Origin of the sequence: Dermabacter vaginalis (assembly GCF_001678905.1) — a bacterium.
GTDB lineage: Bacteria > Actinomycetota > Actinomycetes > Actinomycetales > Dermabacteraceae > Dermabacter > Dermabacter vaginalis.
On record NZ_CP012117.1, the window covers coordinates 916,875 to 943,256 of the forward strand.

Sequence of the window (26,382 nt, forward strand, 5' to 3'; positions counted from 1 at the left end):
GCCGACGGTTGCCTTTTTTGCGGCGTCACGCCCGTGGCGCGTCGCCCTCTTCGAGCGCGAGCAAGAAGCGCTTTTTCTCAAGTCCTCCGCTATAGCCGCCCAGGCTGCCGTCGGATTTCACGACCCTGTGGCAGGGAACCACGATCGGGAGGGGGTTCATGCCGCATGCCGTGCCGACCGCGCGCACGGCCTTCGCCTTGCCCGCCCGCTCGGCGGCCCACGCGTAGCTTTGCCGTTCCCCAAAGCTGATCTGCTCGATCGCTTCGTGCACGCTTCGGCGAAAGCCCTGGGAGAGGGTGCGGTCAAGGGGGAGTGTAAAGGTCCGACGGTTGCCGGCGAGGAAGTCGAGGACCTCGTTTTGCGCGTGGTGGAGAACGTCGTGAGGGTTGAGCGGTCTCGCCGCGTCGATCGGTGGGGCGAATTTCCGCAGTTGCGCTTCGCAGAGGGCTTTTACGACATCAAAACCCTCGCTTTCGAAAGCGATGCGCACGAGCCCCCGCTCAGTTGCGGCGAAAAGGAGAGTGCCGAGAGGTGAGGGGGCTTCGGCGAACTCGAGTGAGAGGGCGTCGGCGCAGTGTGTGGGCATGGCCGCTTCTTTCTTCGGCTCGAGGGTGGAGGACGTGGCGCCTGGGCGCTGTGGTGATTGTGGCACGCGTGCCTTTGAGCTGTTTTCATGGGGCGCCTGAAGGGCCTCAATGAGCATAGATGTGTTGTGTGTCATATCTGGAGCGGCCTGGAATAAGCGCAGCCCCGCAAGAGTTGAGCCTAGTGAACTCAAGTTGAGTGATACGTCGATTGACAACCCCGGTTTGGGGAGCGTTGACTAATCGCGTTCTTGAGCACAGCCAAGTTGATAGCGGTGCGGCCACCACAGAAATCCACCGGTCGCACACTCGGAAGGAGAACACTTATGTCACAGGCAGTAGGAATCGACCTCGGCACCACCAACTCTGTTGTTGCCGTTCTCGAAGGTGGCGAACCCACCGTTATCGCGAACGCCGAAGGTGCTCGCACGACCCCTTCGGTTGTGGCCTTCTCGAAGTCCGGCGAGGTCCTCGTCGGTGAAGTCGCAAAGCGCCAGGCCGCGACCAACGTTGACCGCACGTACTCGTCCGTGAAGCGCCACATGGGCACCGACTGGATGACCGAAGTTGACGACAAGAAATACACCCCGCAGGAGATCTCGGCCCGAATCCTCGGCAAGCTCAAGCGCGATGCTGAGTCCTACCTCGGCCAGACCGTGACCGACGCGGTCATCACCGTCCCCGCATACTTCAATGACGCGGAACGCCAAGCCACGAAGGACGCCGGCCAGATCGCGGGCCTCAACGTCCTGCGCATCATCAACGAGCCGACGGCCGCCGCACTCGCGTACGGCCTCGAAAAGGGTAAGGACGACGAGCGCATCCTCGTGTTCGACCTCGGTGGCGGCACGTTCGACGTCTCGCTCCTCGAAATTTCGAAGGACGAAGACGGCTCCGCCATTCAGGTCGTCGCGACCGCGGGCGACAACCGCCTCGGCGGCGACGACTGGGACCAGCGCGTCGTGGACTACCTCGTGAGCCAGGTCAAGAACAAGGACGGCGTGGACCTCTCGAAGGACCGCATCGCCCTCCACCGCCTCAAGGAGGCCGCTGAGCAGGCCAAGAAGGAGCTCTCGAGCTCGACCTCGACCAACATCTCGCTCCAGTACCTCTCGATGAGCGAAAACGGCCCGATTCACCTCGACGAAAAGCTCACGCGCTCGCACTTCGAGGAGCTCACGAGCGATCTCCTCGAGCGCACGAAGGCGCCGTTCCACCAGGTCATCAAGGATGCCGACGTCTCGGTTTCTGACATCGACCACGTGATCCTCGTGGGTGGCTCGACCCGTATGCCCGCCGTTGCCGAGGTTGTCACTTCGCTCACCGGCAAGGAGCCCAACAAGGGCGTCAACCCCGACGAGGTCGTGGCGTACGGCGCTGCGCTCCAGGCCGCAGTGATCAAGGGCGACCGCAAGGACGTGCTCCTCATGGACGTCACGCCGCTTTCGCTCGGTATCGAAACCAAGGGTGGCCTCATGACGAAGCTCATCGAGCGCAACTCGGCGATCCCGACCAAGACCTCCGAGGTCTTCTCGACGGCTGACGACAACCAGCCTTCGGTCGCCATCCAGGTCTACCAGGGCGAGCGCCAGTTCACGCGCGACAACAAGCTTCTCGGCACCTTCGAGCTTTCGGGCATTGCACCGGCCCCCGCCGGCATGCCGCAGATCGAAGTGACCTTCGACATCGACTCCAACGGCATCGTGAACGTGTCCGCGAAGGACCGCGGCACCGGCAACGAGCAGTCGATCCAGATCACGGGCGGCTCGGGTCTCTCCGACGAAGAGATCGACCGCATGGTGAAGGACGCCGAGGCACACGCAGCCGAGGACGCCGAGCGTCGCAAGAACGCTGACGCTCGCAACACCCTCGAGCAGCTCACCTACCAGGGCGACAAGCTCCTCAAGGACAACGGCGACAAGATCCAGGATGCCGATAAGACCGCGGCTGAGGACGCGATCAAGGAGGCCAAGGAAACCCTCGCCAAGGAAGACGCCTCGACGAGCGACCTCGAAGCCGCACGCGAAGCACTGAGCGAGAAGCTCCAGGCTGTCGGCACCGCGATCTACTCGGCCGCTCAGGCCGAGCAGGAAGGTAACGCCGAAGGCGCCGACTCGGCCAACGCCGCCTCGGGCGAAGACGACGACGTCGTCGACGCCGAGATTGTTGACGATGAGGACGACAAGTGAGCGAGAACGACAAACCGTTCACGTTCACCGATAAGCGCACGTCCACGAAAGGCGAGGAGCCAGACATGAACGAGCAGCAACCAGGCGGCGCGCCGGAGGAAACTCCCGCGCCCGCCGCGGCCACCGCGAACAGCACTGACACGCCCGAAGGCGCCGAGGTCGACGATCTCTCCGCCGAGGCCGGAGCCCTCTACGAGAGCGCTGTCGCCGAGACCGAAGCCCTCAAGGCGAAAGTGAACGAGCTCGAAGAGCAGCTCAAGCGCGACCAGGCAGAGTACGTGAACTCGCGCAGACGCATCGAACAGAGCGCCGTCGTGGGTCAGCAGCAGGCCGTCGCAAAGGTCCTCACCTCGCTTCTGAGCGTCCTCGACGACATCGAGCTCGCTCGGCAGCACGGGGATATCGCCGAGGGCAGCCCGTTTGCCTCGATCACGAGCAAACTTGAGGAAGCACTCGGTGCGCACGGTCTCGTTCGCTACGGCGAGGTCGGCGAAGAGTTCGACCCCGAAAAGCATGAGGCGCTCATGCATTCGAGCAGTGATGAGGCCGAGGCAACGAGCCTCGAGGTCATCATGCAGCCCGGCTACATGATGGGGGAACGCGTCCTGCGCCCGGCGCGCGTGGGCACGGTCGGCCCCAACTAAGGCAGGGCAAGCGTCGGCCCCTCCCGCCACGTGACAGCAAAGCGGGGCGGGCCGACGCCACCAGCACACCGCGAGGCGGCGGGATCACCAACCCGCCGCCTCGCTCCATAGATTCACACTTATAACGAGGAGACACCATGAGCCAGCAAGAATGGCTGAGCAAGGACTTTTATAAGATCCTCGGCGTCTCCCAGGACGCCTCCGCAGCAGAGATCAAAAAGGCCTATCGCAAGAAGGCGAAGGAGCTGCATCCGGATAGGCATCCCGGGGATGCCAAGGCAGAAGAGCGCTTCAAGGAAGTGGGCGAGGCCTACTCGATTCTGAGCGACGCGGAGCAGCGCAAGCAGTACGACGCGATTCGCGCGATGGGCGCGGGCGGTGCGCGCTTCGCCTCGGGCCCTGGCGGCGCGGCAGGTGGCGGATTCGAGGATCTCTTCGGTGCCTTCACCGGCGGTGGTTTCGGTGGTGGCGCGGGCGGCGTCAACATCGAAGATCTCATGGGAATGTTTGGCGGAGGCGGCTTTGGCGGGGGGCAGGGCCGTGCAGGCTTCTCGCCGAACGGCGGTTTTGGGCGCCAGGCACCCCAAAAGGGCGCCGACGTGAGTGCGAGCGTGAAGCTCAGCTTCCGCGACGCAGTGCTCGGAACCGAGGTGTCGTTTAGCGCGGGCGGGCGGAACATTACGACCCGTATTCCCGCGGGAGTTCACGACGGACAGAAAATTCGGCTCAGGGGCAAAGGGCAAGCGTCGGCGAACGGTGGCGCCCCCGGCGACCTCATGCTGACCGCTCACGTTGCCGCCCACCCGCTCTACACCATGGACGGGATGAACCTGCGCATTGACGTTCCCATCACCCCCGCAGAGGCTGCATTCGGTGCGAAAGTGCGTGTGCCGCTCCTCGATGGCGGGCACGTCACCATGAAGGTCCCCGCCGGCACCCCGTCGGGCCGCACGCTTCGCGCCAAAGGCAAGGGTGTACGCATGAAGAAAGGCGAGGGAGACCTGTTGGTGACCCTCACAATCGTGCTGCCCGATACCCTGAACGAGAACGCTGAAAAGGCGCTTCGCGACTTTGCCGAGGCCACGACTGATTTCGACCCCCGTGCCAACCTCGTGGAGCGTGCCGCCCGATAAGAGCACCACCGACGGCCACGAGAAGGAGGAGACATGGCACCGTCACGTTTCGATGAGCACGCGGGAGTCTTCGTCATCTCGGTCGCGGCCGAGCTTACGGGGATGCACCCGCAAACCCTGCGCACCTACGATCGGCTGGGGATTGTGTCGCCGCAGCGCACGAGAGGGCGCGGGCGACGCTACAGCGCATGGAACATCGCGCAGTTAAGGCAGGTCCAAGCTCTCTCGCAAGAGGAAGGCATCAACCTTGCGGGAATCAAGCGGATCCTCGAGCTGCAAAACGAGGTGGAGAGGCTCAGGGCCGAACTCGACGAAGTCACCGAAGAGCGAGACGAGCAGCGCCGCCGCGATAGCCGCATTTTCGCGACCTCGCAAACCGGTGAAGTCGAAGCGATGCGCCGCGGCCAGCGGCCACGCCGACGCCAAGCGGGTGCGCTTGTCGTGTGGAGGCCCGACGGTTCCCGCTAGCGCGTGAGCTGGCTCCGGTAGAACTCGCGCCACTTCTCGGCGACCGATGCCCTCGAATAGCGGGCCGCGCCTTCGCGTGCGGCCTGCTGGGCCTTCGCATACGCGGCGGGGGAGTCCTTCAGGCTCGTGAGGGCCTCGACGAACCCATCGATCTCACCACGGCCGGCCTGCACGCGCGTCGCGTGATCGAACAGCACGCCTTCGTAATACACGAGGTCACGCACCACGATAGGGGTGTCGGTTGCCATGGCTTCGAGAATCGTCATGGGAAAGAGCTCCTCATAGCTTGGCAGGAAGAACGCATCCGCGGCGTTGAAGCACTCATTCATCTCCTCGCGCGGCACAAGCCCAATGAGCTTGACGTTCGCGGGGAGATTCTCTTTTGCCTTTGTGATTTGTTCGTAGCCGCTCGTGATGCGACCGAAAGAAAAGTCCCCGGCCCACACGAAGAGCGCCTCAGGCATCGCGCGTGCAACGTCGAGAAGATCAAAAAATCCCTTGCGGGTTTGGAGCTGGCCGGCACACATGACCACGAAGCGAGTGTCGTCTGCACCCCAGGCCCGTCGCCTTCGTGCGATGCTCTCGTTTCTCTCGAGCGGATGGAACTGTTCCTCCGAAACGAAATTCGGGATAAACGTGATGCGGGACGGATCGAAGCCGTATTCACTTTCGAGTGCCGTGATGAACCAGGGATTGACCGTGACGAGCGTATCCGTGGCGCGGTAGAAGTTCAGCATGTAGCGGTAGAACGCCCAGCGTGCCGGTTTCGGCATCGCGATCGAATCATCGACGGTCTCCGGAATAAAGTGCACGTGGGCGAGCGTCGCCCCACGCCGCTTGGCGACGGGGATCGCAGCGCGATATTCCGGGTTGATGGAATGGAAGTGGTTGATGTCGCCGAAGCTTCCGAGGCGTGCTCGCGGGTTGATATCGAATTCGTCGCCGAGCTCCGCGCTGATGAGTGCGACTTGCTCGAGGTAGGCGCTTCCCACGCCTTGCCCCGCGACGGAATCGGCCTTCGAAAATGCGTGAATGCGTGGTTTCGCCATGCGTGGGCCCTCTTACCAGGGGAGAAGATTGGTCACGAGCGCGCTAATGCCGAGCCCGTATGCAACGAGGGTGGGGATCTTCCCCAGGAGGATGATCCACGTGTACGTCGAGAACTTCATTTTCGTCGTGCCCGCGAGGTAGCAGAGGAGGTCATCCGGGGCGATGGGAAGCACGATCGCGGCTGCAAATGCGGTCGTGAAACCGGATTTTCGCGTCCACCCGAGGTACTTTTCGATCGTCTTCTCGCTAAACATTGCCTCGATGAGAGCCATGCCCACCTGGCGTGCCACGATGAAGTTCGTGATCGAGCCGGCGCACACCGCGAGCCAGTTATAGATTGTGCCCTCGATCGGCCCGAAAAGTACAGGCGCGGCGATCACGAGAAGCCCGGCGGGGATGATGGGAAACATCACCGAGGCGAAGCTCGCGGCCATGAAACCAATCGGCCCCCAAATACCGAGCGAGTCGATGTACGCCTGAAGGGAATCGAGGGACTTGAGTGTACCGGTCTTAATACCCCACGCGACGAGGCCGATCGAGAACGCGAGCCCTACGAACGGCATGACCTTGACCGCGATCTGAATGGCCTTCTTGTGGGCGGTGACGCGTTCGGCGGCGTGCTCACCGAAGCGCGATTGATGGTGCTCTTTCGCGCTCGCCTCCTCCCGCGGTTCGATCGCGGGAGCGATATTGGTGCGTGAACGCTCCGTAGGAGTAAAGGGAAGTTTCTCGGCCCCCGGGAACGCTGGCGAGGAGCTTTCGGTCGGTGCGGTCGTGGTGTCCTCGTGTGCACTCATGCGGCCAGGCGCTCTTCTCCATTGGTCGTGCGGCGAGGGGCCTTTGCGGCGCCCTCGGGTCGGGTGGAAATCTTCAAACTCAACGGGGTGCGGTGGCGTCCGGTTCCGACGCTTGCGAGCACCTTTTCGTAGACCTCTTTTGCGGATCGCCCAAAAGCTTCCGCCGAAAAAACCGTGGCGGCGCGCCGAGCGGCGCAGGCTGCCATGCGGGCACGCAGCGCATCATCCTCGAGAATGTCGGCAAGACGCTCGGCGAACTGGGTCGAGTCCGCGTAGGTGTAACCAGTTTTGCCTTCGAGGATCACGCCGTCGAGGGAATCATCCTTGCGGCACAGGAGCGGGAGGCCACACGCCATGGCCTCGATGAACGTGAGGCCCTGGGTTTCGCTGAGCGACGCCGAGACGAAAAGATCGGCCATGCGGTAGTAGTCGGCGACCTCCTCGGGCGGGCGGAAACCGGCAAAACGCACCATGTCGCGGATTCCGAGATGGTCGACGAGACCTTCGAGCTCGTCGCGCGAAGGGCCATCGCCCACAAGCACGAATACGGTGTTCGAGGGGCGAGCTTTCGCAAGGTGGCGAAGAACATCGTCGACGCTTTTCTCCTTCGCGAGGCGGCACACCGAGACGAGAACCTTCGTGCCTTCGGCGATGCCGAGTTCGCTGCGAATCTCGCGGCTGCGCTCGAGATCGGCACTCGTCTGGGCGGCGCGGAACCGGGAAAGGTCGAGGCCCGTGGGAATCACGGCGATCGGTTGTGTGACGCCGTAACCGCGAAGAAGCCTCTCCACCTTTGCCGTCGGCGTGATCACCGCACTGACCTGCTCGCAAAACTTCTTCGAAAAGGCCGTGATCATCTTCTTGCCCATGGTCTTCGTGGGCGCGTAGTAGTGGGTGTAGTCCTCGTAGATTGTGTGGTACGTGTGCACGATCGGGATGCCTAGCGCCTTCGCAATCGTGCGGGCCCACAGGAAGGTCGAAAACTCGCACTGCGAGTGAATGACATCGGGGTGCCATTCCTCGATTTCGCGGCGGATCTTCCGGTTCGGGAGCACCGAGATGCGCGCGTGGTCATAGAACATCGAAGCGTTGAGAGAAGCGAGCCGGTACACCCCGTCTCGTGAGGAGGACCTGAGGGACTCGGCGAGGGTCAACACACGCACGTCGCAGCCAAGCATTTCGAGCTGCTTCTTGAGCGTGAGAACGCTTGTGACGACCCCGTTGACAACCGGCTCGTACCAGTCGGTTGTAATAAGGACCTTGAGAGGCTCTCGATCACTGCTGTGCATCATCATGTCTCCATCGTGAGTCGCGGAGGCTTGTGGACACATCAGTCATGGGGATCGACTCAATCATCCCCGAGACTGATATTGCTCAACCCGCGAGGCTAAGACCTCACCGGCAAGCAAGGCTTGCAAACCCGCAGGCGGGCGCGTGACCACAACGCTTCGCACTTCGAGACTATGTGTCCTATGTTTCGGGGCGGTGAACGCCATCCCGGAGTTTTCCCGGAATCGCGTGCGGGGAGAAAGGCCTCAGTTGCGCGAAGTCACGCGCGCGGGAACGCAACTGAGACCTCGAGGCTCGATATAGTCGCGGCTATGGTGCACACGGAAAATTCGCCGGAAGCGGCGGCCTTGCTCGATATACAACCGGTCATTGTCGGGGGTGACATCGGCGCTTACTCACTAGCGCGCGCCTTTCACGAGGCGTACGGGGTCAAGTCGATCGTTGTGAGCGCGAAACTCGGTTGGCAGATCGCGAGGAGCGCGATTATTGACAACGTGTTGTGCGAGGATCCCATGGACCCCGAAGTGCTCGCGTCGTCGCTCACTGCCATCGCCGAGAAGATCAGGCGCGCGCGGCCGGACGCTCACGCCATCGTTTTGGGGTCCGCTGATGCCACGGTCAAATCCATCATCCGGGTCCGTGATGAGCTCGGAGCAATGGACCCCACGTGGATCGTGCCGTACGTGGGTCTCGAGGCGTTCGAGGCTGGCACCGAGAAAAACAACTTCACGCGCCTGTGCGAAAAGCTCGGTGTCGACCACCCCGAAACGGTGATCGTCGATCTCGCAGCGGGGGTGCCGGAATCATTCGACCTCCCCTTTGACTACCCCGTAATCGCGAAACCGGCCGACGTTTCGGCGTGGAAGCGAACGAGTTTTGTTGGGAAATCCAAGGTCCACACTGTAGCGAACGAGCAGGATCTGCGTGCACTTTTTGCGAAGATCCACGGGGCCGGCTATCGCAAATCGATCATCGTCCAGGATCTCATTCCCGGGGACGATCAAAACATGCGCATCCTCACCGCCTATTGCGACCGTGACTCCCGTATTCGGTTTGCCTCGTGGGGGCGGACGCTGCTCGAGGAACACACTCCAGGCGCCATTGGTAATCCCGCAGCGATCGTCTCGGGCGTCAATTGCGAAGCCGTGGCGCAGGCCCAAAAAATTGTGACTGAGCTCGGTTGGACCGGCTATGCGAACTTCGACCTCAAGTATGATCCGCGAACGGGCCGAACCGTGTTCTTTGAGCTTAATCCCCGACTCGGCCGCTCTAACTACTACATCACCGCAGCTGGCCACAATCCTGTCACCTACTACGTCAACGAGCACCTCCTCGGTGCCTTCAAAGAGCCGGGGGAGATTGTTCAGGACCAGCCCGAAACGCTCTACACCGTGGTGCCGGTGGCCCTGGTCAAGCACTACACCCGCGACCCCGAATCGCGCGCGATCCTCGAGCGCGTACTCAAGGCGAGACGTGTCAAGAATCCGCTTAACTATCGCGGAGTCGAAAAAGACCCGAAACGCTGGTTCTACTACTATGCAGCGCTCGTGAACTACGTGAAAAAATTCCGCACGCACTACAAACCCGATTATGCAGACGTGCAGGCTTCGGGGGAGAAGTGATGACGGTGTGGCAGAACCCTTTCGTAGGGGTACTTGGAGGGGTGGGCCCCGGGGCGACCGCCGTGTTCATGGACGTCCTTGTGCGAGCGACCGCTGCTCGAGCGGACCAGGACCACATTGATTGCATCGTGATGCAGCACGCCAGCACCCCCGATCGTACGCGCCATATCCTCGACCCTGAGCATGAGGAGGACCCGGGCCCCGTGCTTGCCCGCGATGCGGCGTTTTTGGAGAGTGCGGGAGCATCGTTTCTTGTGCTGCCTTGCAACACCGCCCATCACTACGCCGAAGCGATCGATTCCGCGGCGGAGGTAGACCTGCTATCCATCGTCGAGGTCACCGTCCGAGCCGCCGCTAAGCGTCTTCGCGAGCGCCGAGCAGAGGAATCGCCGGTGGCGATCTTTGCGACTGAGGGCAACATTCACGCAAACGTTTACCAAGATGCGCTAGCACGAGCGGGTCTCACGCCGCTGGTTCCCGACCGCGACGTTCAAGAGGTCGTGAACTCTCTCATCTACGACCAAGTCAAAGCCGGCCGCCCTGTTGACCTCCCTGCCCTTTCAGGCATTATCGACGCAATGGAGGCAGCGGGCGCCGGTGCCGTGATCCTTGGATGTACCGAATTGAGTTTGATTTTTGACAAGGAATCGATGTCCAGCGACAGGCGCATCGTTGACTCGCTGCGTGAGCTCGCAAAGGCGACGGTCAAGAAGGCAGGCAAGCGGCTCACTCCTGCCTTCGCTCATTAGCAATTTTTCCTTTTCCTGTGACATTCACAGCAGAGACGTGCATACTGTTAGTGCAACAGGGTTGCTGATGATGCAACGGTGATGGTTGTGGATTCGGCGCTCTCGCGCAGCGGCCGGGAGTCCGGCTGTACCGATCGCACGATGCTCAACGCAGCGCATTCGCGCGATCGCACATACGCAGTGCTGCGTACCGATCCGCGACGACGTCGCGTGAGAAGAAGGAGAACTCCATGACTGAGAAACCCGTTACCTCCGTATCCGAACTCGAAGCCCTCAAGACCATCCAGAACGGCGAAAAGCAGAAGCTCACCTTCTCCGACGCCGAAATGGAACGCCGCATCGGTGGCCTTCGCGAGATCATGGCCGCGAAAGACCTCGACGCCGTTGTACTGACGAGCTTCCATGGCATCAAGTACTATTCCGACTTCCTCTTCACCTATTTCGGGCGCCATTACGCCTTCGTCGTGACGCAGGAAAGCACGTGCACAATCTCTGCGAACATCGACGCGGGAATGCCGTGGCGCACGAGCTACGGTGACAACATCGTGTATACCGACTGGAACCGCGATAACTACTACGAGGGTATTCGCGAAGCGCTTCGTCGCGCGGGCGTGAGTGCGAAGCGCGTGGGCGTCGAGGACGATTCGCTGCCCACCCTCCTGCGCGGGCGCCTCGAAAATGCCCTCAACGGTGCGGAGCTTGTGGATATTTCGCTCGAATCAATGCGCCAGCGCATGTTTAAGAGCGCCGAAGAGATTGAGGTCATCAAGCATGGTGCGCGCATTGCGGACCTCGGCGGTGAAGCGATCCGCGATGCCATTCGCCCCGGTGTGACCGAGTATGAGGTCGCCCTTGCAGGTACCGAGGCAATGGTGCATGAAATCGCGAAGACTTTCCCGCATCGCGAGGTGCGTGACACGTGGGTGTGGTTCCAGTCGGGCATCAACACCGACGGCGCGCATAACTGGCCAACCACCCGCAAGCTCGAGGCGGGCGACATTCTCTCGCTCAACTGCTTCCCGATGACCTCGGGCTACTACACGGCCCTCGAACGTACTCTCTTCGTGGGAGAGCCGAGTCCCGAAGCACGCCGCTACTGGGACATCAACGTGGAGGTTCACGAGGCAGGTCTCGAGCTGATCAAGCCCGGTGCCGTATGTAAGGACATCGCGGCCGAGCTCAACAAGATCTACGTGGACTACGGGCTTCTTCCGAACCGCACGTTCGGTTACGGTCACTCGTTCGGCGTTCTCTCCCATTACTACGGTCGTGAGGCCGGCCTCGAGCTTCGCGAAGACATCGACACCGTGATCGAACCCGGCATGGTGGTTTCGATGGAGCCCATGATTACTATTCCGGAAGGACAGCCGGGCGCCGGTGGCTATCGCGAGCACGATATCGTCGTGGTCGGCGAGGACTCGACGGAAGACATCACGAAGTTCCCGTACGGGCCTGAGAAGAACATCATCCCGGCCTGAGGTCTCGCATTGTGAGCTAGTGCGCGGCGCGGCCACCACATCGTGGCTGCGCCGCCTACGCTTTTCATCAGATGCGCCCATATCGATTCATCCCGCCCCATTTCCAGGAGCCAACAGTGCACATCGACCCGACCGTCCTTGACGCCGCCGTGACCTCAAGCCCCGAACGCGACCTCGCATTTACCGCAGCTCCCGAATATGCCTCGTGGTGTCAAAAACGCTCGGTCGTGCTCATTCCCGTTGGTGCTCTCGAGCAGCACGGCCCCCACATGCCACTCGGCACCGATGCGCTGCTCTCGCACGCCATGGCACGCGGCGTATGCGACCTCATGAATGCCAAGGCCGATGCTGAAATCGGCTCCGCTAAAGTCGCCCAGCCCTTCGTGTACGGATATAAATCCCAGCAGAAGTCCGGCGGGGGGAATCACCTCCCCGGCACAATTAGCCTCGATGCCCACACTCTCACGACCTACGCACGTGATGTCACGCGCGGTTTTCTCGCGCAGGGGGTAAGCAGCGTGGTGTTCGTCAACGGCCACTACGAGAACTACCAGTTCCTCTACGAAGGCGTGGACCTTGCCCTTCGAGACCTCGGGATCGTGCAAGGGGCCGAGCGCAACGCGCTCTTGCTTAGCTATTGGGACTATGTGGATGACTCTACGCTCGCGAAGGTGTATCCCGACGGCTTCCCGGGATGGGATATCGAGCACGGCGGAGTTCTCGAAACTGCCCTCATGATGCGCCTTTACCCGAGTCTCGTGAACGAATCCGCGATGATCGATCACCCCGCGGCTGATCTACCTCGCTTCGACCGTCTCCCCGTCGTGCCCGAACGTACGCCCGAAACGGGCTGCCTCTCGTCACCGCGAGGAGCAAGCCGCGAAAAAGGAGAGTGGCTCTTTAGCGCCGCGACCTCCGCGATCGCTGCTGACCTCCTCCAAGAACTGAACCTTACCTAAGCGCCCATAGGCGTCCGCCCTCAACGAAGGACAGAACTATGCCCCGACCGAGAAAGCCCGAACCGGATCAGGTAGGGCCAGAGCAATCACAAGAGGAACCGAGTACCCAGACCACGGAGGTACAGCTCCCTCGCTTCCGCGGTTCGATCATCCCGCCTATTGATTCCCTCTTTATCAAGGCGCTGCCACCGGTTCTCATCGTGTGCGTGGTGGTCGCGGTTGTCGTGAATCCCGACGGAACCGCGAACGTGATCGACGGTCTTCGCACACACATCACGGCGGGATGGACCTGGTACTTCGTCGCATACTCGGTGCTTGCTGTAGCACTGTGCGTGTGGCTCACCTTTTCCAAGCTCGGCAAGGTGCGGCTCGGCGGCCCGAAAGCGAAGCCCGAGCACTCGGCTTTCGCGTGGTATTCGATGCTCTTCGCGTGTGGTCAAGGCATCGGCCTTATCTTCTGGTCGCTCGCCCAGCCCATCATGATGAAGGAGGATTCGGCGATCCTCCCGATCACTGGGAACCCTGGTGAGGGCGGCATCGTGTGGACGTACTTCCACTGGGGTTTTACCGCGTGGGCCATTTACGGCGGTATCGCCGCGTGCCTCGCGTACTCGCACCACAACCTCGGTAAGACCCTCACCTTTAGGGAGGCCACCGTCGACATCCTTCCAAAGAAGGCCCAGCGCCCCGCGGGTGTGGTCATCGAGATGCTCGCGATCATCGCGACCGTCCTCGGTCTCGCCACGAGTTTCTCGTTCGCTGCCATCCAGTTCTCTTCGGGGCTCAGCTCGCTTACGAGTCTCGAGAGCGGCAACACGGTGTGGCTCATCGTGATCGCCGTGTTCGCTGTTCTTGCCGCGTTCTCCGCCTTTATGGGAGTGGATAAGGGCATGAAACGCATTTCTGAGCTCAACACGATTCTTTCCGTTGTGCTCGTGCTCGGCGTGCTGCTTTTCGGCCCCACGGTCTACATCCTCTCGAACCTCGTGCAGACATCGGGAAGTTTCATCAGCAACTTTCTTTCGATGAGTTTCTTTACAGCGCCCGAACTTACGATGACCCCGATCGATTCGTGGCAGGACAGCTGGAACGGCTGGTGGACCGTGTTCATCTGGTGCTGGGTGATCGCGTTCAGCCCCTTCGTTGCCGGCTTCATCGCGCGCATCTCGCGCGGCCGCACGATCCGCGAGTTTGTCGTGGGCGTGACCATCGTGCCGTCGATCATCGTCATGGTGTGGGTGGGCATCATCGCCTCGGCCGGGATGTTCTACGACGAGAAGAGTGGGGGTGCCGTCACCGAAGCGGTGGGTATTGATAACGCGGCGGGTCTCTTTGAGATGCTCGGCATGATTCCCTACATCGGCACGATCCTCATCATCGTCGCGACCGTCCTCGTGGGCACTTACTACGTCACCTCACTGGATTCGGGTACGTACGCGCTCGCGGAATTCGTGAACGCCCCGAAAAAGGCGAGTAGCGCCTTCAGGGTTGTGCTTGTCGTCTCGATCGCCGTCGTCGCAATCGTGCTTCTTTCGCTCGGCTCCGATTCGGTTGTGGACACCGTGCAGACCGGCACGATCATCGGCGCGTTCCCCTTCTCGTTCGTGGTGCTGCTCATGATCATCAACCTGTTCAGGCGCTTGCGTCATCGCGACCGCGAAACCCGCTTGCTCGAGCGTGAGGTCAACGATCCCGAGGTACGCCCCGAGGACTTCACGGTCGACGAGCATGGCCTTCCGCTTCCGTCGGAGGAGATTCCCGACGACATCCCGGGCCTTCCCGAGAAGTCATAACGCTCATCACAGTATTTGCGAGAGGGTCCCCGCTTTGCGCAGGGGCCCTCTCAAGGTGATTAGCATGGAGCCGTCATGACGAAAGCGACCACGAACACCGCGCCTCAGGCACCGCGCTCGAACTCCACGATTTCGACCGTCGCGGCCATCCTTCGATGCTTTACCGTCGATGAGCCTGAATGCGGCGTCACCGAAATTTCAGAAGCCGTCGGACTCCATAAGTCGAGCGTGTCCCGCACACTCCGCACGCTTGAGGCCGAGCGGATGGTCTCCCAGAATCCCGAGACGAAACGGTACCGGCTCAGCTGGGGGCTCTTGTCGATCGTCGGCCCTCTTCTTTCGCACCTCGACCTGCGCTCGCTCGCGTATCCGATCATGAAAGATCTCGTTGCGCACACCCGCGAGACCGTCTCCCTGTGCGTCTTTGACGGGGTGGAGGCAATCGTGGTCGAGCAGGTGCAGGGCACAGAGATGATTCGCCATGTGACCCCGATCGGTACGCGCTACCTTTCACTCGAACACGCGACGGTGCGTGTGTTCCATGCGTGGCGCGGGGGCGAGGCGGGGCTCAAGACTGCGGGGGTACGTGAGGCACAGCCCGAAGCAGCCGGCTGGGATCGTGAACAATACGAGAAGCGCCTTGAAGACATCCGCCAAGACCAGGTCGCCGTCAATAATCGTGATTCAAACGACGACGAAATCGGCATTGCGAGCCCCATTTTCGATCACCGAGGCGGCATCGTGGGGGCCCTGCTGCTCGCCGCGCCGGCGTTTCGCACGCCGAATGCACGCCTCGATTCCCTGTGCCCAGCCGTGCGCGAGGCGGCGGAGAAAATCGGCAGAAGCATGGGGTTTACCCCCGAAAACTTCCGTTAAAGGCGGCGGGCGCCGGTCCCGGGGGCTTCCCGGTTCCGACGCCTGCCAGCTCAGCATCGCGCCTTTAGGCGCACGCGGTGCTTAGTTTTTGATCCACACCGTCGAGTTCGCGGCGAGAGTATTCTTCGCGTCCGGGACCGAGGCGAAGAGGACCTCGGCACCTGCGGGAAGCGGTGCGTCCTCACTGGTCGTGTTGACGAGCACCGTGACGGGGCCCGACGTGAGCGAGAGGATGCCCTCGCCGAGCGAATCGTTGATGGTGACGTCGGTGCCTTTGCCGAGCTCGAGCTCGCGACGCAGGCGCAGGGCCGTGCGGTACATCTCGAGTGTCGAATCCGGCTTTCCAGCCTGCTGATCTGCGGCGAGTTCGCCAAAGATCTCGGGTTGGGGGAGCCACGCCTCGCCCGTCGGCGAGTAACCGTAGGCGGGGGCGTCCTTTTCCCAGGGGAGCGGCACGCGGCAGCCGTCGCGGCCCGGAACACCAGCGCGCTTGTGGGCAGGGTCCTCGCGCAGCTCGTCGGGGATGTCCGCGACCTCTGGAAGGCCGAATTCTTCGCCCTGGTAGAGGTACGCCGATCCGGGCAGGGCGAGCATGAGCGCAGTCGCGGCGCGTGCGCGGCGCACGCCGAGCTCGAAATCAGGCTTTTCCTCGCGCGAGAGGCCCTCGCCGAAGCGGTAGCCGTGATCGAAGCCGTAGCGGGTCGCGTGGCGGATCGTGTCGTGGTTCGAGAGCACCCAGGTCGTGGGGGCGCCAACCTCGTTCGCAAACGTGAGCGGCTCCATGATTGCCGACGTGAGAGTCTCGACGCTCCAACCGGCCTGAAGGAAGCCGAAGTTGAAGATCTGGTGCATTTCGTCGGGGCGCACGTAGAGGTGCTGGCGGTTCTTCGGCACCCACGCTTCGGCCACCATCATGCGATCGCCGTCGTACTCGTTCATGATTGCACGCCACTCGCGGTAGATCTCGTGCACGCCATCCTGATCGAAATATACGGGGATGTCTTCGTCATCGCCCGTATCGAGCATGGCGGTCTCCTTGACCTCGGGAGCATCGGGAAGTCCCTCGGGCTTGACCATGCCGTGCGCGACGTCGACGCGGAAACCGTCGGCCCCCCGGTCCATCCAGAAACGCAGGACGCCTTCGAAAAGCTCGTGGACCTTGGGGTTCTCCCAGTTCCAGTCGGGCTGGGAGGTATCGAAGATGTGGAGGTACCACTGGCCCGGCTTACCGTCGGCCTCCGTCACGCGCGTCCACGCGCTCCCGTGGAAGATCGACTGCCAGTTGTTTGGCGGGAGCTCACCGTTTTCGCCCTTGCCGTCGCGGAACATATACATGTCGCGCTCGGGGGAGCCGGGCTTCGCCGCGAGGGCCTTTTGGAACAGCTCGTGCTGGTCGCTCGAGTGGTTCGGAACGATATCGACGATGACCTTGATGCCGAGCTCGTGTGCGCGGGCGATGAGAGCGTCGGCGTCGCTAATCGAGCCGAAGCGTGGATCAACGTCGGTGTAATCGGAGACGTCGTAGCCGCCGTCCTTCTGTGGCGACGTGTAGAACGGGGAGAGCCACAGGGCATCGACGCCCAGATCCTTGAGGTAGTCGAGTTTTGCGGTGATACCGGGCAGGTCGCCCATGCCGTCACCGTTTGCGTCAGCGAACGAGCGCGGATACACCTGATAAACAACGGCGTCGCGCCACCATTCGTTGGCCATGTGGAAATCCTCCTTGGGTTGTACGGGGTGCCCGCGAGGTGCGGGCGGGAACAGTTGGGGCGGCTCAGTGGCCGCGAATGGGTGCGGCCGCGAGGGGCCGCATGGGGGTGATCAGGAAACCTGCGCGTTCGGCTCGCAGGGTCATGATCTGGTCCGACGCTTGCTCACCGCTTACTGCACTCATGGTCTCAAGAGAGACGCCGGGGGAGTGCACGGCGGCGCTGTCGTGCCCGCTGGGTGAGGCCAGCACGAGCGATTCCGGAAGGGCGATGTCGTCGTGTGCTGCACGTGCGAGGTGAATGAGCACGGGCTCGGTGCGGTCGGTGCGCATGAACGTCAGCGAGTCCTCGCCTGCGTGTAGCCAACGCAGCCCCCCGCTTTGCAGAGCCTTGAAGGCGCTGCGCGCAGCGAAAACCGCGGCCGTGAGGTCGCGCCAGTGCCGTTGGTGCTCACAGAGGGTATCCGTATCGATAGCGGTCCACGGCATGGGCGTTCGCGAATGCTCGCCGTTATTACCCTCGAGTGCAAGCTCGTCGCCAGCGAACAACGTGGGGACACCAGGCAGTCCCACGAGAGCGCCGAGCGCCGCCGCGTGACGATCGGGATCGCCGAAAACGGTGCGACTGCGGGCAGTGTCGTGCGAGCACAGCTGGTTTTGCGAGTGTAAGCGCGCTTCGTATGTGAGCTGAGCATTGTAATCGCGCAGCGTGGCGAGCACCGCTCGCGTGGACAGTTTCGGCACCCCCATGGGAAGGCCGAGCCAATTCACCGTGGATTTTTCGGGGCTGAGCCACGCCCACAGGGGCTTCGTGAAGCCCGTGTAATTCATGGCGCCATCCCAGCCGTCACCGGCAAGGTCGGCTGAGGCATCGTGGAAATGCTCCGCCACGAGCCACGTGCCCTCACGCATGGCTTCGCGGATGTCGCGGGCGACCTCATGGGTGAGATCCTGCTCGCCATGGCGGCCCGTCATGTTCGCCACGTCGATGCGCCAACCATCCACGTTAAACGGGGACTCGAGGTAACGGCGAACGATCGAGTTTTCCCCGGAGTACATCCGCGCGCGAAGAGCAGCGCTGTCGTAATCGAGCTTCGGAAGCGAATCAATGCCGAGCCAGCCGTCGTAGCGATCGGGGTGCTCCGTAAAGAAGTAGAAGCCCGCTTCTTCGCTCGTCGCGTCCGCTTGCGCCTTCCTGAACCACTCGTGCGTGTTGCCAGTGTGGTTCGTAGTAAGGTCCATGATGATTTTCATGCCACGCTCATGCGCGGCTTCGGTGAGCGACACGAGCGCCTCGTTGCCACCGAGCAATGGATCAACCCGGTCAAACGTCGAGGCGTCGTATCGATGCGCCGACCCCGCGGGGAAGATCGGGCACATGTACACAACGCTTACGCCGAGATCCTTGAGGTAATCGAGCCGTTCCTCGAGTCCCTTCAAATCGCCGCCATAAATCTGGCGGCCATTTTTTTCACCGTTTTCCTCGCATGGCTCCTCCCACTGCATGGGAAGTGCCCACTCAGCAAGCGCGTCTTTCGGAAGCTTCCCGCTCGAGGCTGAGCGTGCAAACCGATCCGGGAACACCTGGTACACGATTGCGCCCTCGAGCCACTCGGGTGCCTTCGAGCCACACGCGAGATACGTGAAATCGTGAGCGTCGGACACGTCGTGGTCGGCGATTCCGGCGGCCGTGAGCCATTCATAGACGGGACGATCGCCCTCGCGCCCGGAAATAAGGAAACGATATTTCGTCACGGGGTTGCGCGCGAGAAGCTCGGCCTCAAACCAGCGTCCGGCACCGTCGGAATGGCCCGAGGTGCATGTAACCAATCGCGGCTCCCCGTCCACCACCTGGCGCAAAACAACCGTCGGATTCTCCACCGAATCCGGAACCCATACGCGAAGCGGAACGGACGCACCGAGACCAGCGGAGCGGGACGGCACCCCCGCGCGCGAACTGTCATGAAACGGTTCGCGCGCGAGAAGGGCGCCCGTGGAATGAGCGGGAATCTCCACGCGAAGATCAGCCCTTCACCGCGCCGGCGGTCGAACCGCCAACGATGTACTTCTGGAGGAATTGATACAGCGCGATGACTGGGATCATCGTCATCACAGCGCCAGCGGCGAAGATGCCGAGGTTGTTCGAGCGGTCACCCTGCAGCATGCCGTAAAGGCCCACGGCGAGGGTCTTCTTGCTGTCATCCGTGAGGAAGATCGAACCGAGGAGGAAGTCGCTCATGACACCCACGAGGGAGAGCACGAAGGTGGTCGCGAGAATCGGCGTGAGGGTCGGCACGAGAATGCGCCAAAACACCTGCCAGTGACTCGCGCCATCAATGATGGCGGCTTCGTCGAGTTCCTTCGGAACAGTGTCGAAGAAGCCCTTGATGAGCCACACCTGGCCGAGCGAACCGCCGAGCATCACGATGATGTAGCCCGGAAGCGAGTTGAGACCAAGGAACGGAATCGCTTGACCGAGATCCGCGATCATCGTGTACACCGCAATCATCGAGAGGATCGCCGGGAACATCATGACCAGCAAAAGCGCGAGGAGACCGCCGCGGCGTCCCTTGAACCGCATCCGGCTGAAGGCGTAGCTCGCAAGCAGCGACAGAAAGATCTGCGTGAACGACACGACCGCGCAGACGATGACCGTATTCAGGGCCCACTGCAAGAAGTTTCCGCGTGCGCCGCTCAGGAGAGTCTCGAAGTGCACCAAACTGAACTGAGTTGGGATCACCGAGGTCGAGCTCACCGTGCCAAGCGGATTGAGCGACGCCGAAATGACATACAGGATCGGGATTGCCGCAAAAATCATCGCGCCGATGCCCACGAGGTGGCGCCAACCGATTTCAAGGAACCAGTGACCAAACGGCATCTTGTTGGTGCGCTGGAAGCCTTCGGGATTTTTCTTAGCCATTGTTTTTCTCCTACCCCATGCGCCCTAGTTGATGTCCTCGAGCGCGCGCGTCGCGCGGAACTGCAGCGCGGCGAGCAGACCCGTGATGACGAACAGTGCGACCGACACCGCGGAAGCGAAGCCGAAATCGGCGCCGGAGCCGCCGAAGGCGAGGCGGTAGATCATCGAGATCAGGATGTCGGTGCCACCCGCGGTGTAGTTGTTTCCGATGAACGGGCCACCGGCCGTGAGCAGCTGGATCGCATTGAAGTTATTGAAGTTGAACGCGAAGGATGAGACGAGAAGTGGTGCCACCGCGACGAGCAAGAGCGGGGCGATGACCCTCACGGTTGTTTGGAAGCGGCTCGCGCCATCGATGCGCGCGGCCTCCTTGATGTCCTCGGGGATCGACTGGAGTGCGCCTGTACAAATAATGAACATGTAGGGGAAGCCCATCCAGAGGTTCGTGAGAAGCACGGCAACCTTCGCCATGGTTGGATCACCGAGCCAGTTGATGTCGAGGTGCAACAAATTGTTGATGAGGCCGAAGTCTTTGTTGTAGAAGTTCGACCAAATGAGGAGCGAAATGAACCCCGGAACCGCGTAGGGGAGAAGCAAGAAGGAGCGGTACAGTCGCTTGCCCTTGAGACGGTCGTCGTTGAGGACGAGCGCGAGGAAAAGCCCCAAGATAAACGTCGTGGCGACGCTCAGAAAAGCGAAGGCGAGGGTCCACAGGAACACCTGGAAGAACTGCGCGCCGATTTTGGCATCGGTGAACAAGCGCGCGTAGTTATCAAGACCGATTCCTTGAAGCCAGCCCTGGGAGAGGGCCTGACCGGTTTTATCGCTCACGAAACGATCGCTACCGTTCACGTTTTTGACCGACCAGGTCTCACCGGTCTCGGTGTTCTTGATCGTGTCGGACGCCTCGTCATAGCGCATGACCTTCGTACCCTCGAAGGCCATCGTCGGAGTGAGCAAGCGGATCGCCTCTGTATCGCTCTTTTCAACGGCGATTTCGAGGACCTTCTTTCCTGCCTGGTTGATCTCCTTGTTTGTGAGGATCTGGACGCCCGTACCGGCCTCAACGACGCGTTTATTCTCGACCTTGACGTCGGCCGGATCGACTTTCTCAAGCGGCTGCTCGGTGCTTCCGTGGAAGATCTCTCCCGTTTCTGGATTCACGAGATACAGCTCGAACGGGCCGTCGGCGGCGGTGCCGGTCGTCGCAACGCTCGCGTTGAAGCGCGTCGAGCCCTCAACTTCCTTCACCGAATTGCCGGTGATCGAAGCGATTGCCTGCTCCTTCGTGCCGCGCGTGCCGTCACCGTAGTTCGTGAACGAGTAGTTCACGGTGAGGAGGATAGGCGTGATGAGGAAGACCAGAAGGAAGAACGTTCCCGGGAAGATGTACTTCGCGGGGATAAAGCGTTTAGTCGAGTAGATGCAGAAAATCGCGATCGTGACGACGATGGTGATCGCGAGCCACATCCACAGCTTGAGGCCGATCAGCACGGGGACAAGCCAGCACGCGGTGGCGAGAACCGCGCCGAGGAAAACAATCTTGAGGATCAGGGGCAAAAGCGACGTGGAGCGTTCTTTGAACGCGGGCGCATCCGTTGCGGTCATGGGCGTGGACCCTTCCTAGAGGGGCGAAGTACGGGGTCACGCGCGCGGGCGAGGCGACGGGCCGAAGCCCGGTGCCCCACCCGCACGCGTGAGTGTCAAGGGGAAGTCTCCCGCGGGGATCAGATCTGCGACTTGATCTGCTCGCCTGCGGATTCCATGGCGTCCTTGGGGTCGGCACCCTTGACGATGTTCGCTTGAGCAATGCCGAGCGGCTGCCACACGGCAGCCATCGCGGGGATCGCGGGCATCGGCAGCGCCTTCGAGGCGAGCTCGGCGTTCTTGATCATGTCGGGATGCTCGCCCGCGAGCTTCTTCTGGATTTCCTTGTTGACCGGGGGAAGCGGGTTGATCGGGAACATTTCCTCGATCACGGTCGAATCCTCGGCGATCGACTGGAGGAACGTTTGGGCGTTGACCGCGTTCTTACCGCTCGCCGCAACGAAGAAGAGGTTGACACCAGCGAACGGCTCGGCCGGGTTCATGCCTTCGAAGCCGGGAATCGCACTCATCGTGTAGTCCATACCGGCCTTCTGGATGTCTGCGAGCGCCCAGGGGCCCGAGATGAGGTAGGCGGCTTTGCCGTCGGTAAAGCGCGCGATCGAGTTCTCGCCGGTAATCGAGGTCTTGAGAACACCCTCGGCGCCGAGTTCCTTGAGCTTCTCGCCGGCAGCGATCGAGCCTTCCTTGCCCACGCCGATGTCTGAAGGATCCGGGTCGCCCTCGGCGGTCTTACCGAAGAGGTAGCCGCCACCCGACGTGTAAAGGGGCTCCATGTGGTAGGCGTCGCCTTCTTCGCCAATCGGAAGGGAGAGGATATCCTCTGCGCCCGAGGCCTTGCCGGCTTCGACGAGTTCCTCGATGGTCTTCGGCTCGGGAACGTCCGTGAGGGCGTTGTTCGAGTAAAGGACGAGGGTTTCGACCGCGTAGGGGAGGCCGTAGACCTGACCCTCGTATGTCGCGGCCTTTATACCGATCTCGTCGATGCTCTCAGTCGCCTTGGCGCTCAGCTGCACGGGGGTGATCGCCGAGTTCTGGATGAGGTTACCGATCCAGTCATGGGCCGCGAGGATCATGTCGGGGCCGTTGCCGGCCTGGTTCGCGGTAATGAAGTTTGCTTGCGGATCCGTGGCAACGATCTGCACGGCGACGCTCATGCCGTTTGCTTCGCCCCACTTCTTGGCGGCGTCCTTTAGTGAGTTCGCCTTCTTTTCGTCGGTCCAGATGACGAGGTCCGCATCGGCGCGCTCGGGTGCTTCGGCTGCGCCGTCTTTGCCGCCATCAGAAGCGTTTGACGAGCCGGAGTTCGAGTTGTTGCCGCCACAGGCGGCAAGGGCGGTAGCGCCGATGGTTGCTGCGCTCGCAGCGAGGAAAGTCTTGCGGCGAATCTTCACCGTGTTCTCCTTTGAAATGGTGGTCCCGCGGATGCGGGGGCGACGGGGATCTGTCGTGGTTTCACAGTAGCGGGGAAACGAAAACTGTGCAAAAATAACCGAAATATCGCAAGAATCTTGCAGTAAGGTTTTTCTCCGCATGCGGGAGCGGAATTCTGGCACAGGCGCCCCTCGCACGTGAGAATTTTCGGCTCGGAGGGATCGCATGGCAAAGGTGCGACTCATTGACATCGCGCGCAAAGCCCACGTGAGCGAAGCGACTGTCTCGCGCGTTCTTGCAGGAAAACCCGGGGTTAATGCCTCAACGCGCGACAAGGTTCTTTCAGTCGCCCGCTCACTTGGTCGAACGGACGATGCGCTTGATGATCTTGCTCCGCTCGTGGGCCTCGTCATGCCCAACATGGAAAACCCCATTTTCCCGCTCTTTCTCGAGCGGCTTGAGGCCGAGGCTTACGCTGCTGATCTCGAGACCCTGGTGAGCATCAACGCCCGCAGCGAGGAGCAAGAGGCGGCGTCAATGGAACGACTGATTCGCGCCGGCGCTCGGGGAATCGTGCTCGTTTCTGGTCAGCACGCTCATGATGAAACGAGCATCGAGCATTATTTGGCCCTCGCGAAGAGAGGTATCAAGCTTTGCCTCGTCAACGGCGTACGGCCCGGCTTCGACGCGAGCTTCATCAGCACCGATGACTCGAAAGCGGTGTTCCTTGCCCTCGAACACCTGCGGCATCTTGGACACGCACGTGTGGGACTCGCGGTGGGGGATGAGCACTCGTGGCCAGTGCGCGGGAAAGTCGCGGCTTTCGAGGAGTATTGGCCGCACGAGTATGGATGCGTGGCCTACACCGACTTTTCGTTTGCGGGTGGATACCAGGCCGCCCTCGAACTCTACGATCAGGGCTGCACCGCGATGGTGTGCGGAAGCGACCAAATGGCGATCGGTGCGATTGCGGCGATTCGCGATCTCGGTTTGCGAGTCCCCGCCGATATGTCGGTCGTGGGGTACGACGATATTCCCCTCGCGGCGCACCACACTCCCGCCCTCACAACGATTCGCCAGCCGGTGCCGGCCATCGCGCGAACGGCCATCCGCAACGTCAGCAGTGCCGCGGGGGAGTCGAGGCAAGCCCCGCGCGCGGTTTTCGTTGTGCGCCCGGAGCTCGTGGTTCGCCAAACCACCTCACCGCCCGCGAACACGATAGGCTAAAAAGCGTGAATACCACGGACTCTGCCCCCACGACCCATATCGCCGAAATCCCGAACAAGACCTACGAGGCGGCGCTTAGGCGCAATGCCCAAGTGGAAGAGCAACTCGCGAAGGACCCGTCGGTCTTCCGCATGCTCACGGGCGATCGCCCCACAGGTGCGTTGCATATCGGCCACTACTTCGGCACCCTCAAGAACAGGGTGCGACTGCAGCAGCAGGGGGTTGAGACCTGGCTCCTCGTTGCCGATTACCAGGTGATTACCGACCGCGACGTGTCGGGCGACATCAAAGGCTCGGTGCGCGAGCTTCTCACCGATTATCTTGCGGCGGGTATCGACCCCGAACGCGCAACGATCTTCGCGCACTCTGGGGTTCCTGAACTCAATCAGCTCATGCTTCCGTTCCTTTCGCTCGTCACGCAGCCGGAGCTTGAACGCAACCCCACCGTGAAATCGGAGATGCAGGCCGCAGGCAAGACTGCCATGGGCGGCCTCCTCCTCACCTATCCCGTTCACCAGGCCGCCGACATCCTCTTCTGCCATGGCAATCTGGTGCCCGTCGGCAAGGACCAGCTCCCGCACATCGAGCAAACCCGCCTTATTGCGCGCCGCTTCAACGACCGCTTTGCGGGCGGGGAGAAGTACTTCCCGGAGCCCGACGCGCTCCTGTCGAAGGCCGCGGTCATCCTCGGCCTCGATGGCGACAAGATGTCGAAGTCGCGCGGTAATTCGGTCATGCTCAAGATGACCGCCTCGGAAACCGCGAAGAAGATCAAGAAGGCGAAGACGGACTCGGAGCGCCTCATCACGTTTGATCCCGAAAACCGCCCCGAGGTGTCGAATCTCCTGACGATTACGGCCGAGTGCACGGATCGCACCCCCGAGGACATCGCCGAAGAAATCGGCGATAAAGGCGCAGGAACTCTCAAGGTGATGTGCGCCGATGCCCTCAACGCCCATCTTGAGCCCGTGCGCGCATGCCGCGCCGAACTCGAGGCTCACCCCGATTACCTCTTTGAGGTGTTGCGCGCCGGAACTGAGCGGGCACGGGAAAAGGCGGTGCAAACCCTCGATGAGGTTCGTGACCGCATGGGTATGCGGTACTGAGCGCACGCGTGAGCACTCGTCAGTTTGAACTTCGGCCCCACCACGAGCGCGTCGTTGCCCTCACCGGCGCGGGCCTGAGCGCCGCAGCGGGGCTCGCAACATTCCGCGGACCAGGAGGTATCTGGGAGGAGAATCCCGACCTTGAGGAAGCGATGGACGTGGATCGCCTTCCGGGCAACATCCCGATCCTGTGGAGGGTATGGGGGAGCGTTTTCGAGAAGGCGCTCATTGCTGGCCCAACCCCCGGTCACCGAGCTCTCGCCGCGCTCGAGGCCACGATTCTGACCCAGAACGTTGACGGGCTTCACCAGTTCGCCGGTTCGCATGAGGTCGCCGAGCTTCACGGGAGCGCGGGTGAGGCCGTGTGCCTGAATCCCGCGTGTACGTGGCGCGCGCACCTTGCGGTGCATCTCGACCACGCCCGGGATCCGTCTGAACCCGAGCATTACGGGGTGCCGCGCGAGTGCCCCGAATGCGGTGCGCTGACGCGGCCCGACATCGTCATCTTCGGTGAAATGCTCCCGAGCGGGGTGCTCGAGTACTCCGAATACGCGGCGCGTCATTGCGACGTTTTCCTCGCCGTTGGCACGTCGAACACTGTCGCGCCGGCTTCGCTGCTTGCGCCGCTCGCGCGCGCCTCAGGTGCGGTGACCGTGTGCATTGATCCGTACGCCGATTCGGCTCGACTCGCGGGCGTGTTCGACTACGTGGTCCGGGAGGATGCGCACACCGTGCTCGCACGGTGGGCGGATCACCGGGTGCGCGAACGGCGCAACCCCTTCCTGGACCCGTTTTAGGCGCGCCTTTGCC

The 26,382-nt window shown here is 61.8% G+C and carries 22 protein-coding genes; 13 read left to right on the forward strand and 9 right to left on the reverse strand.

Annotation, left to right across the window (positions count from 1 at the left end):
• Window positions 1-25 precede the first annotated feature (25 nt).
• Window positions 26-586, reverse strand: coding sequence for a methylated-DNA--[protein]-cysteine S-methyltransferase (locus DAD186_RS03870; protein WP_065247575.1), 561 nt, complete (start codon window positions 584-586; stop codon window positions 26-28).
• A gap of 324 nt (window positions 587-910) precedes the next feature.
• Here DAD186_RS03870 and dnaK point away from each other — a divergent pair, with 324 nt between their 5' ends.
• The 4 genes from dnaK (at window position 911) to DAD186_RS03890 (ending at window position 5,018) form a co-directional block, all read left to right on the forward strand.
• A complete protein-coding gene (gene dnaK, locus DAD186_RS03875; protein ID WP_065247576.1) occupies window positions 911-2,773 on the forward strand; it encodes a molecular chaperone DnaK in 1,863 nt (620 codons plus the stop codon).
• The gene (locus tag DAD186_RS03880; protein ID WP_065247577.1) at window positions 2,770-3,417 is read left to right on the forward strand and encodes a nucleotide exchange factor GrpE; all 648 of its coding nucleotides are present in this window, start codon (window positions 2,770-2,772) and stop codon (window positions 3,415-3,417) included. The genes dnaK and DAD186_RS03880 overlap by 4 nt, the downstream gene beginning before the upstream one ends.
• 137 nt (window positions 3,418-3,554) lie before the next feature.
• On the forward strand, window positions 3,555-4,550 hold the full coding sequence (locus tag DAD186_RS03885; RefSeq protein WP_065247578.1) for a DnaJ C-terminal domain-containing protein: 996 nt from the start codon (window positions 3,555-3,557) through the stop codon (window positions 4,548-4,550).
• A gap of 33 nt (window positions 4,551-4,583) precedes the next feature.
• Window positions 4,584-5,018: a heat shock protein transcriptional repressor HspR gene (locus DAD186_RS03890; RefSeq protein WP_065247579.1), complete on the forward strand. Its 435-nt coding sequence runs from the start codon at window positions 4,584-4,586 to the stop codon at window positions 5,016-5,018.
• On the opposite strand, the gene DAD186_RS03895 is transcribed toward DAD186_RS03890, so the two are convergent.
• From DAD186_RS03895 to DAD186_RS03905, 3 genes are read right to left on the reverse strand one after another with little or no spacing between them, the layout of a single operon-like run.
• On the reverse strand, window positions 5,015-6,067 hold the full coding sequence (locus DAD186_RS03895; protein WP_065247580.1) for a glycosyltransferase family 4 protein: 1,053 nt from the start codon (window positions 6,065-6,067) through the stop codon (window positions 5,015-5,017). The genes DAD186_RS03890 and DAD186_RS03895 overlap by 4 nt on opposite strands.
• A 12-nt stretch (window positions 6,068-6,079) precedes the next feature.
• Entirely contained in the window at window positions 6,080-6,865 is a 786-nt protein-coding gene (locus DAD186_RS03900; protein ID WP_082991072.1) for a TVP38/TMEM64 family protein, read from the reverse strand.
• Window positions 6,862-8,160 carry a glycosyltransferase family 4 protein gene (locus DAD186_RS03905; protein WP_208854275.1) on the reverse strand — a complete coding sequence of 433 codons (1,299 nt, stop codon included), beginning with the start codon at window positions 8,158-8,160 and terminating at the stop codon, window positions 6,862-6,864. Before DAD186_RS03905 ends, DAD186_RS03900 begins: the two co-directional genes overlap by 4 nt.
• 306 nt (window positions 8,161-8,466) lie before the next feature.
• On the opposite strand from DAD186_RS03905, the gene DAD186_RS03910 reads away from it, so the two are divergent.
• The 6 genes from DAD186_RS03910 (at window position 8,467) to DAD186_RS03935 (ending at window position 15,632) form a co-directional block, all read left to right on the forward strand.
• A complete protein-coding gene (locus DAD186_RS03910) occupies window positions 8,467-9,777 on the forward strand; it encodes a carboxylate--amine ligase (RefSeq protein WP_065247582.1) in 1,311 nt (436 codons plus the stop codon).
• Window positions 9,777-10,526 carry a cysteate racemase gene (gene cuyB, locus DAD186_RS03915; protein WP_065247583.1) on the forward strand — a complete coding sequence of 250 codons (750 nt, stop codon included), beginning with the start codon at window positions 9,777-9,779 and terminating at the stop codon, window positions 10,524-10,526. Before DAD186_RS03910 ends, cuyB begins: the two co-directional genes overlap by 1 nt.
• A gap of 230 nt (window positions 10,527-10,756) precedes the next feature.
• Complete coding sequence (locus tag DAD186_RS03920) at window positions 10,757-12,004, forward strand: aminopeptidase P family protein (protein WP_065247584.1); 1,248 nt, start codon at window positions 10,757-10,759, stop codon at window positions 12,002-12,004.
• 116 nt (window positions 12,005-12,120) lie between these two features.
• A complete protein-coding gene (locus DAD186_RS03925; RefSeq protein ID WP_065247585.1) occupies window positions 12,121-12,963 on the forward strand; it encodes a creatininase in 843 nt (280 codons plus the stop codon).
• A 38-nt stretch (window positions 12,964-13,001) separates the two neighbouring features.
• Window positions 13,002-14,756: a BCCT family transporter gene (locus DAD186_RS03930; RefSeq protein ID WP_065247586.1), complete on the forward strand. Its 1,755-nt coding sequence runs from the start codon at window positions 13,002-13,004 to the stop codon at window positions 14,754-14,756.
• Window positions 14,757-14,831: 75 nt separating this feature from the next.
• A complete protein-coding gene (locus DAD186_RS03935; protein WP_065247587.1) occupies window positions 14,832-15,632 on the forward strand; it encodes an IclR family transcriptional regulator in 801 nt (266 codons plus the stop codon).
• Window positions 15,633-15,713: 81 nt separating this feature from the next.
• On the opposite strand, the gene DAD186_RS03940 is transcribed toward DAD186_RS03935, so the two are convergent.
• From DAD186_RS03940 to DAD186_RS03960, 5 genes are all read right to left on the reverse strand, one after another.
• Window positions 15,714-17,342, reverse strand: coding sequence for a glycoside hydrolase family 13 protein (locus DAD186_RS03940; RefSeq protein WP_065247588.1), 1,629 nt, complete (start codon window positions 17,340-17,342; stop codon window positions 15,714-15,716).
• A 64-nt stretch (window positions 17,343-17,406) separates the two neighbouring features.
• Window positions 17,407-19,356 (reverse strand): glycoside hydrolase family 13 protein, encoded by a 1,950-nt coding sequence (locus DAD186_RS03945; protein ID WP_236886284.1) that lies wholly within the window; start codon window positions 19,354-19,356, stop codon window positions 17,407-17,409.
• A gap of 7 nt (window positions 19,357-19,363) precedes the next feature.
• The gene (locus DAD186_RS03950; protein ID WP_065247589.1) at window positions 19,364-20,260 is read right to left on the reverse strand and encodes a sugar ABC transporter permease; all 897 of its coding nucleotides are present in this window, start codon (window positions 20,258-20,260) and stop codon (window positions 19,364-19,366) included.
• A 24-nt stretch (window positions 20,261-20,284) separates the two neighbouring features.
• Window positions 20,285-21,868: an ABC transporter permease subunit gene (locus DAD186_RS03955; RefSeq protein WP_065247590.1), complete on the reverse strand. Its 1,584-nt coding sequence runs from the start codon at window positions 21,866-21,868 to the stop codon at window positions 20,285-20,287.
• Between the two features lie 119 nt (window positions 21,869-21,987).
• A complete protein-coding gene (locus DAD186_RS03960; protein WP_065247591.1) occupies window positions 21,988-23,259 on the reverse strand; it encodes a sugar ABC transporter substrate-binding protein in 1,272 nt (423 codons plus the stop codon).
• Between the two features lie 205 nt (window positions 23,260-23,464).
• Here DAD186_RS03960 and DAD186_RS03965 point away from each other — a divergent pair, with 205 nt between their 5' ends.
• Genes DAD186_RS03965 through DAD186_RS03975 form a run of 3 tightly spaced genes read left to right on the forward strand, consistent with a single transcriptional unit; the run spans window position 23,465 to window position 26,369 of the window.
• Window positions 23,465-24,466 carry a LacI family DNA-binding transcriptional regulator gene (locus DAD186_RS03965; protein WP_065247592.1) on the forward strand — a complete coding sequence of 334 codons (1,002 nt, stop codon included), beginning with the start codon at window positions 23,465-23,467 and terminating at the stop codon, window positions 24,464-24,466.
• Window positions 24,467-24,471: 5 nt separating this feature from the next.
• Window positions 24,472-25,572: a tryptophan--tRNA ligase gene (gene trpS / locus DAD186_RS03970; protein ID WP_208854276.1), complete on the forward strand. Its 1,101-nt coding sequence runs from the start codon at window positions 24,472-24,474 to the stop codon at window positions 25,570-25,572.
• An 8-nt stretch (window positions 25,573-25,580) separates the two neighbouring features.
• Window positions 25,581-26,369 (forward strand): SIR2 family NAD-dependent protein deacylase, encoded by a 789-nt coding sequence (locus DAD186_RS03975; RefSeq protein WP_065247593.1) that lies wholly within the window; start codon window positions 25,581-25,583, stop codon window positions 26,367-26,369.
• The last annotated feature ends 13 nt before the right edge of the window (window positions 26,370-26,382 follow it).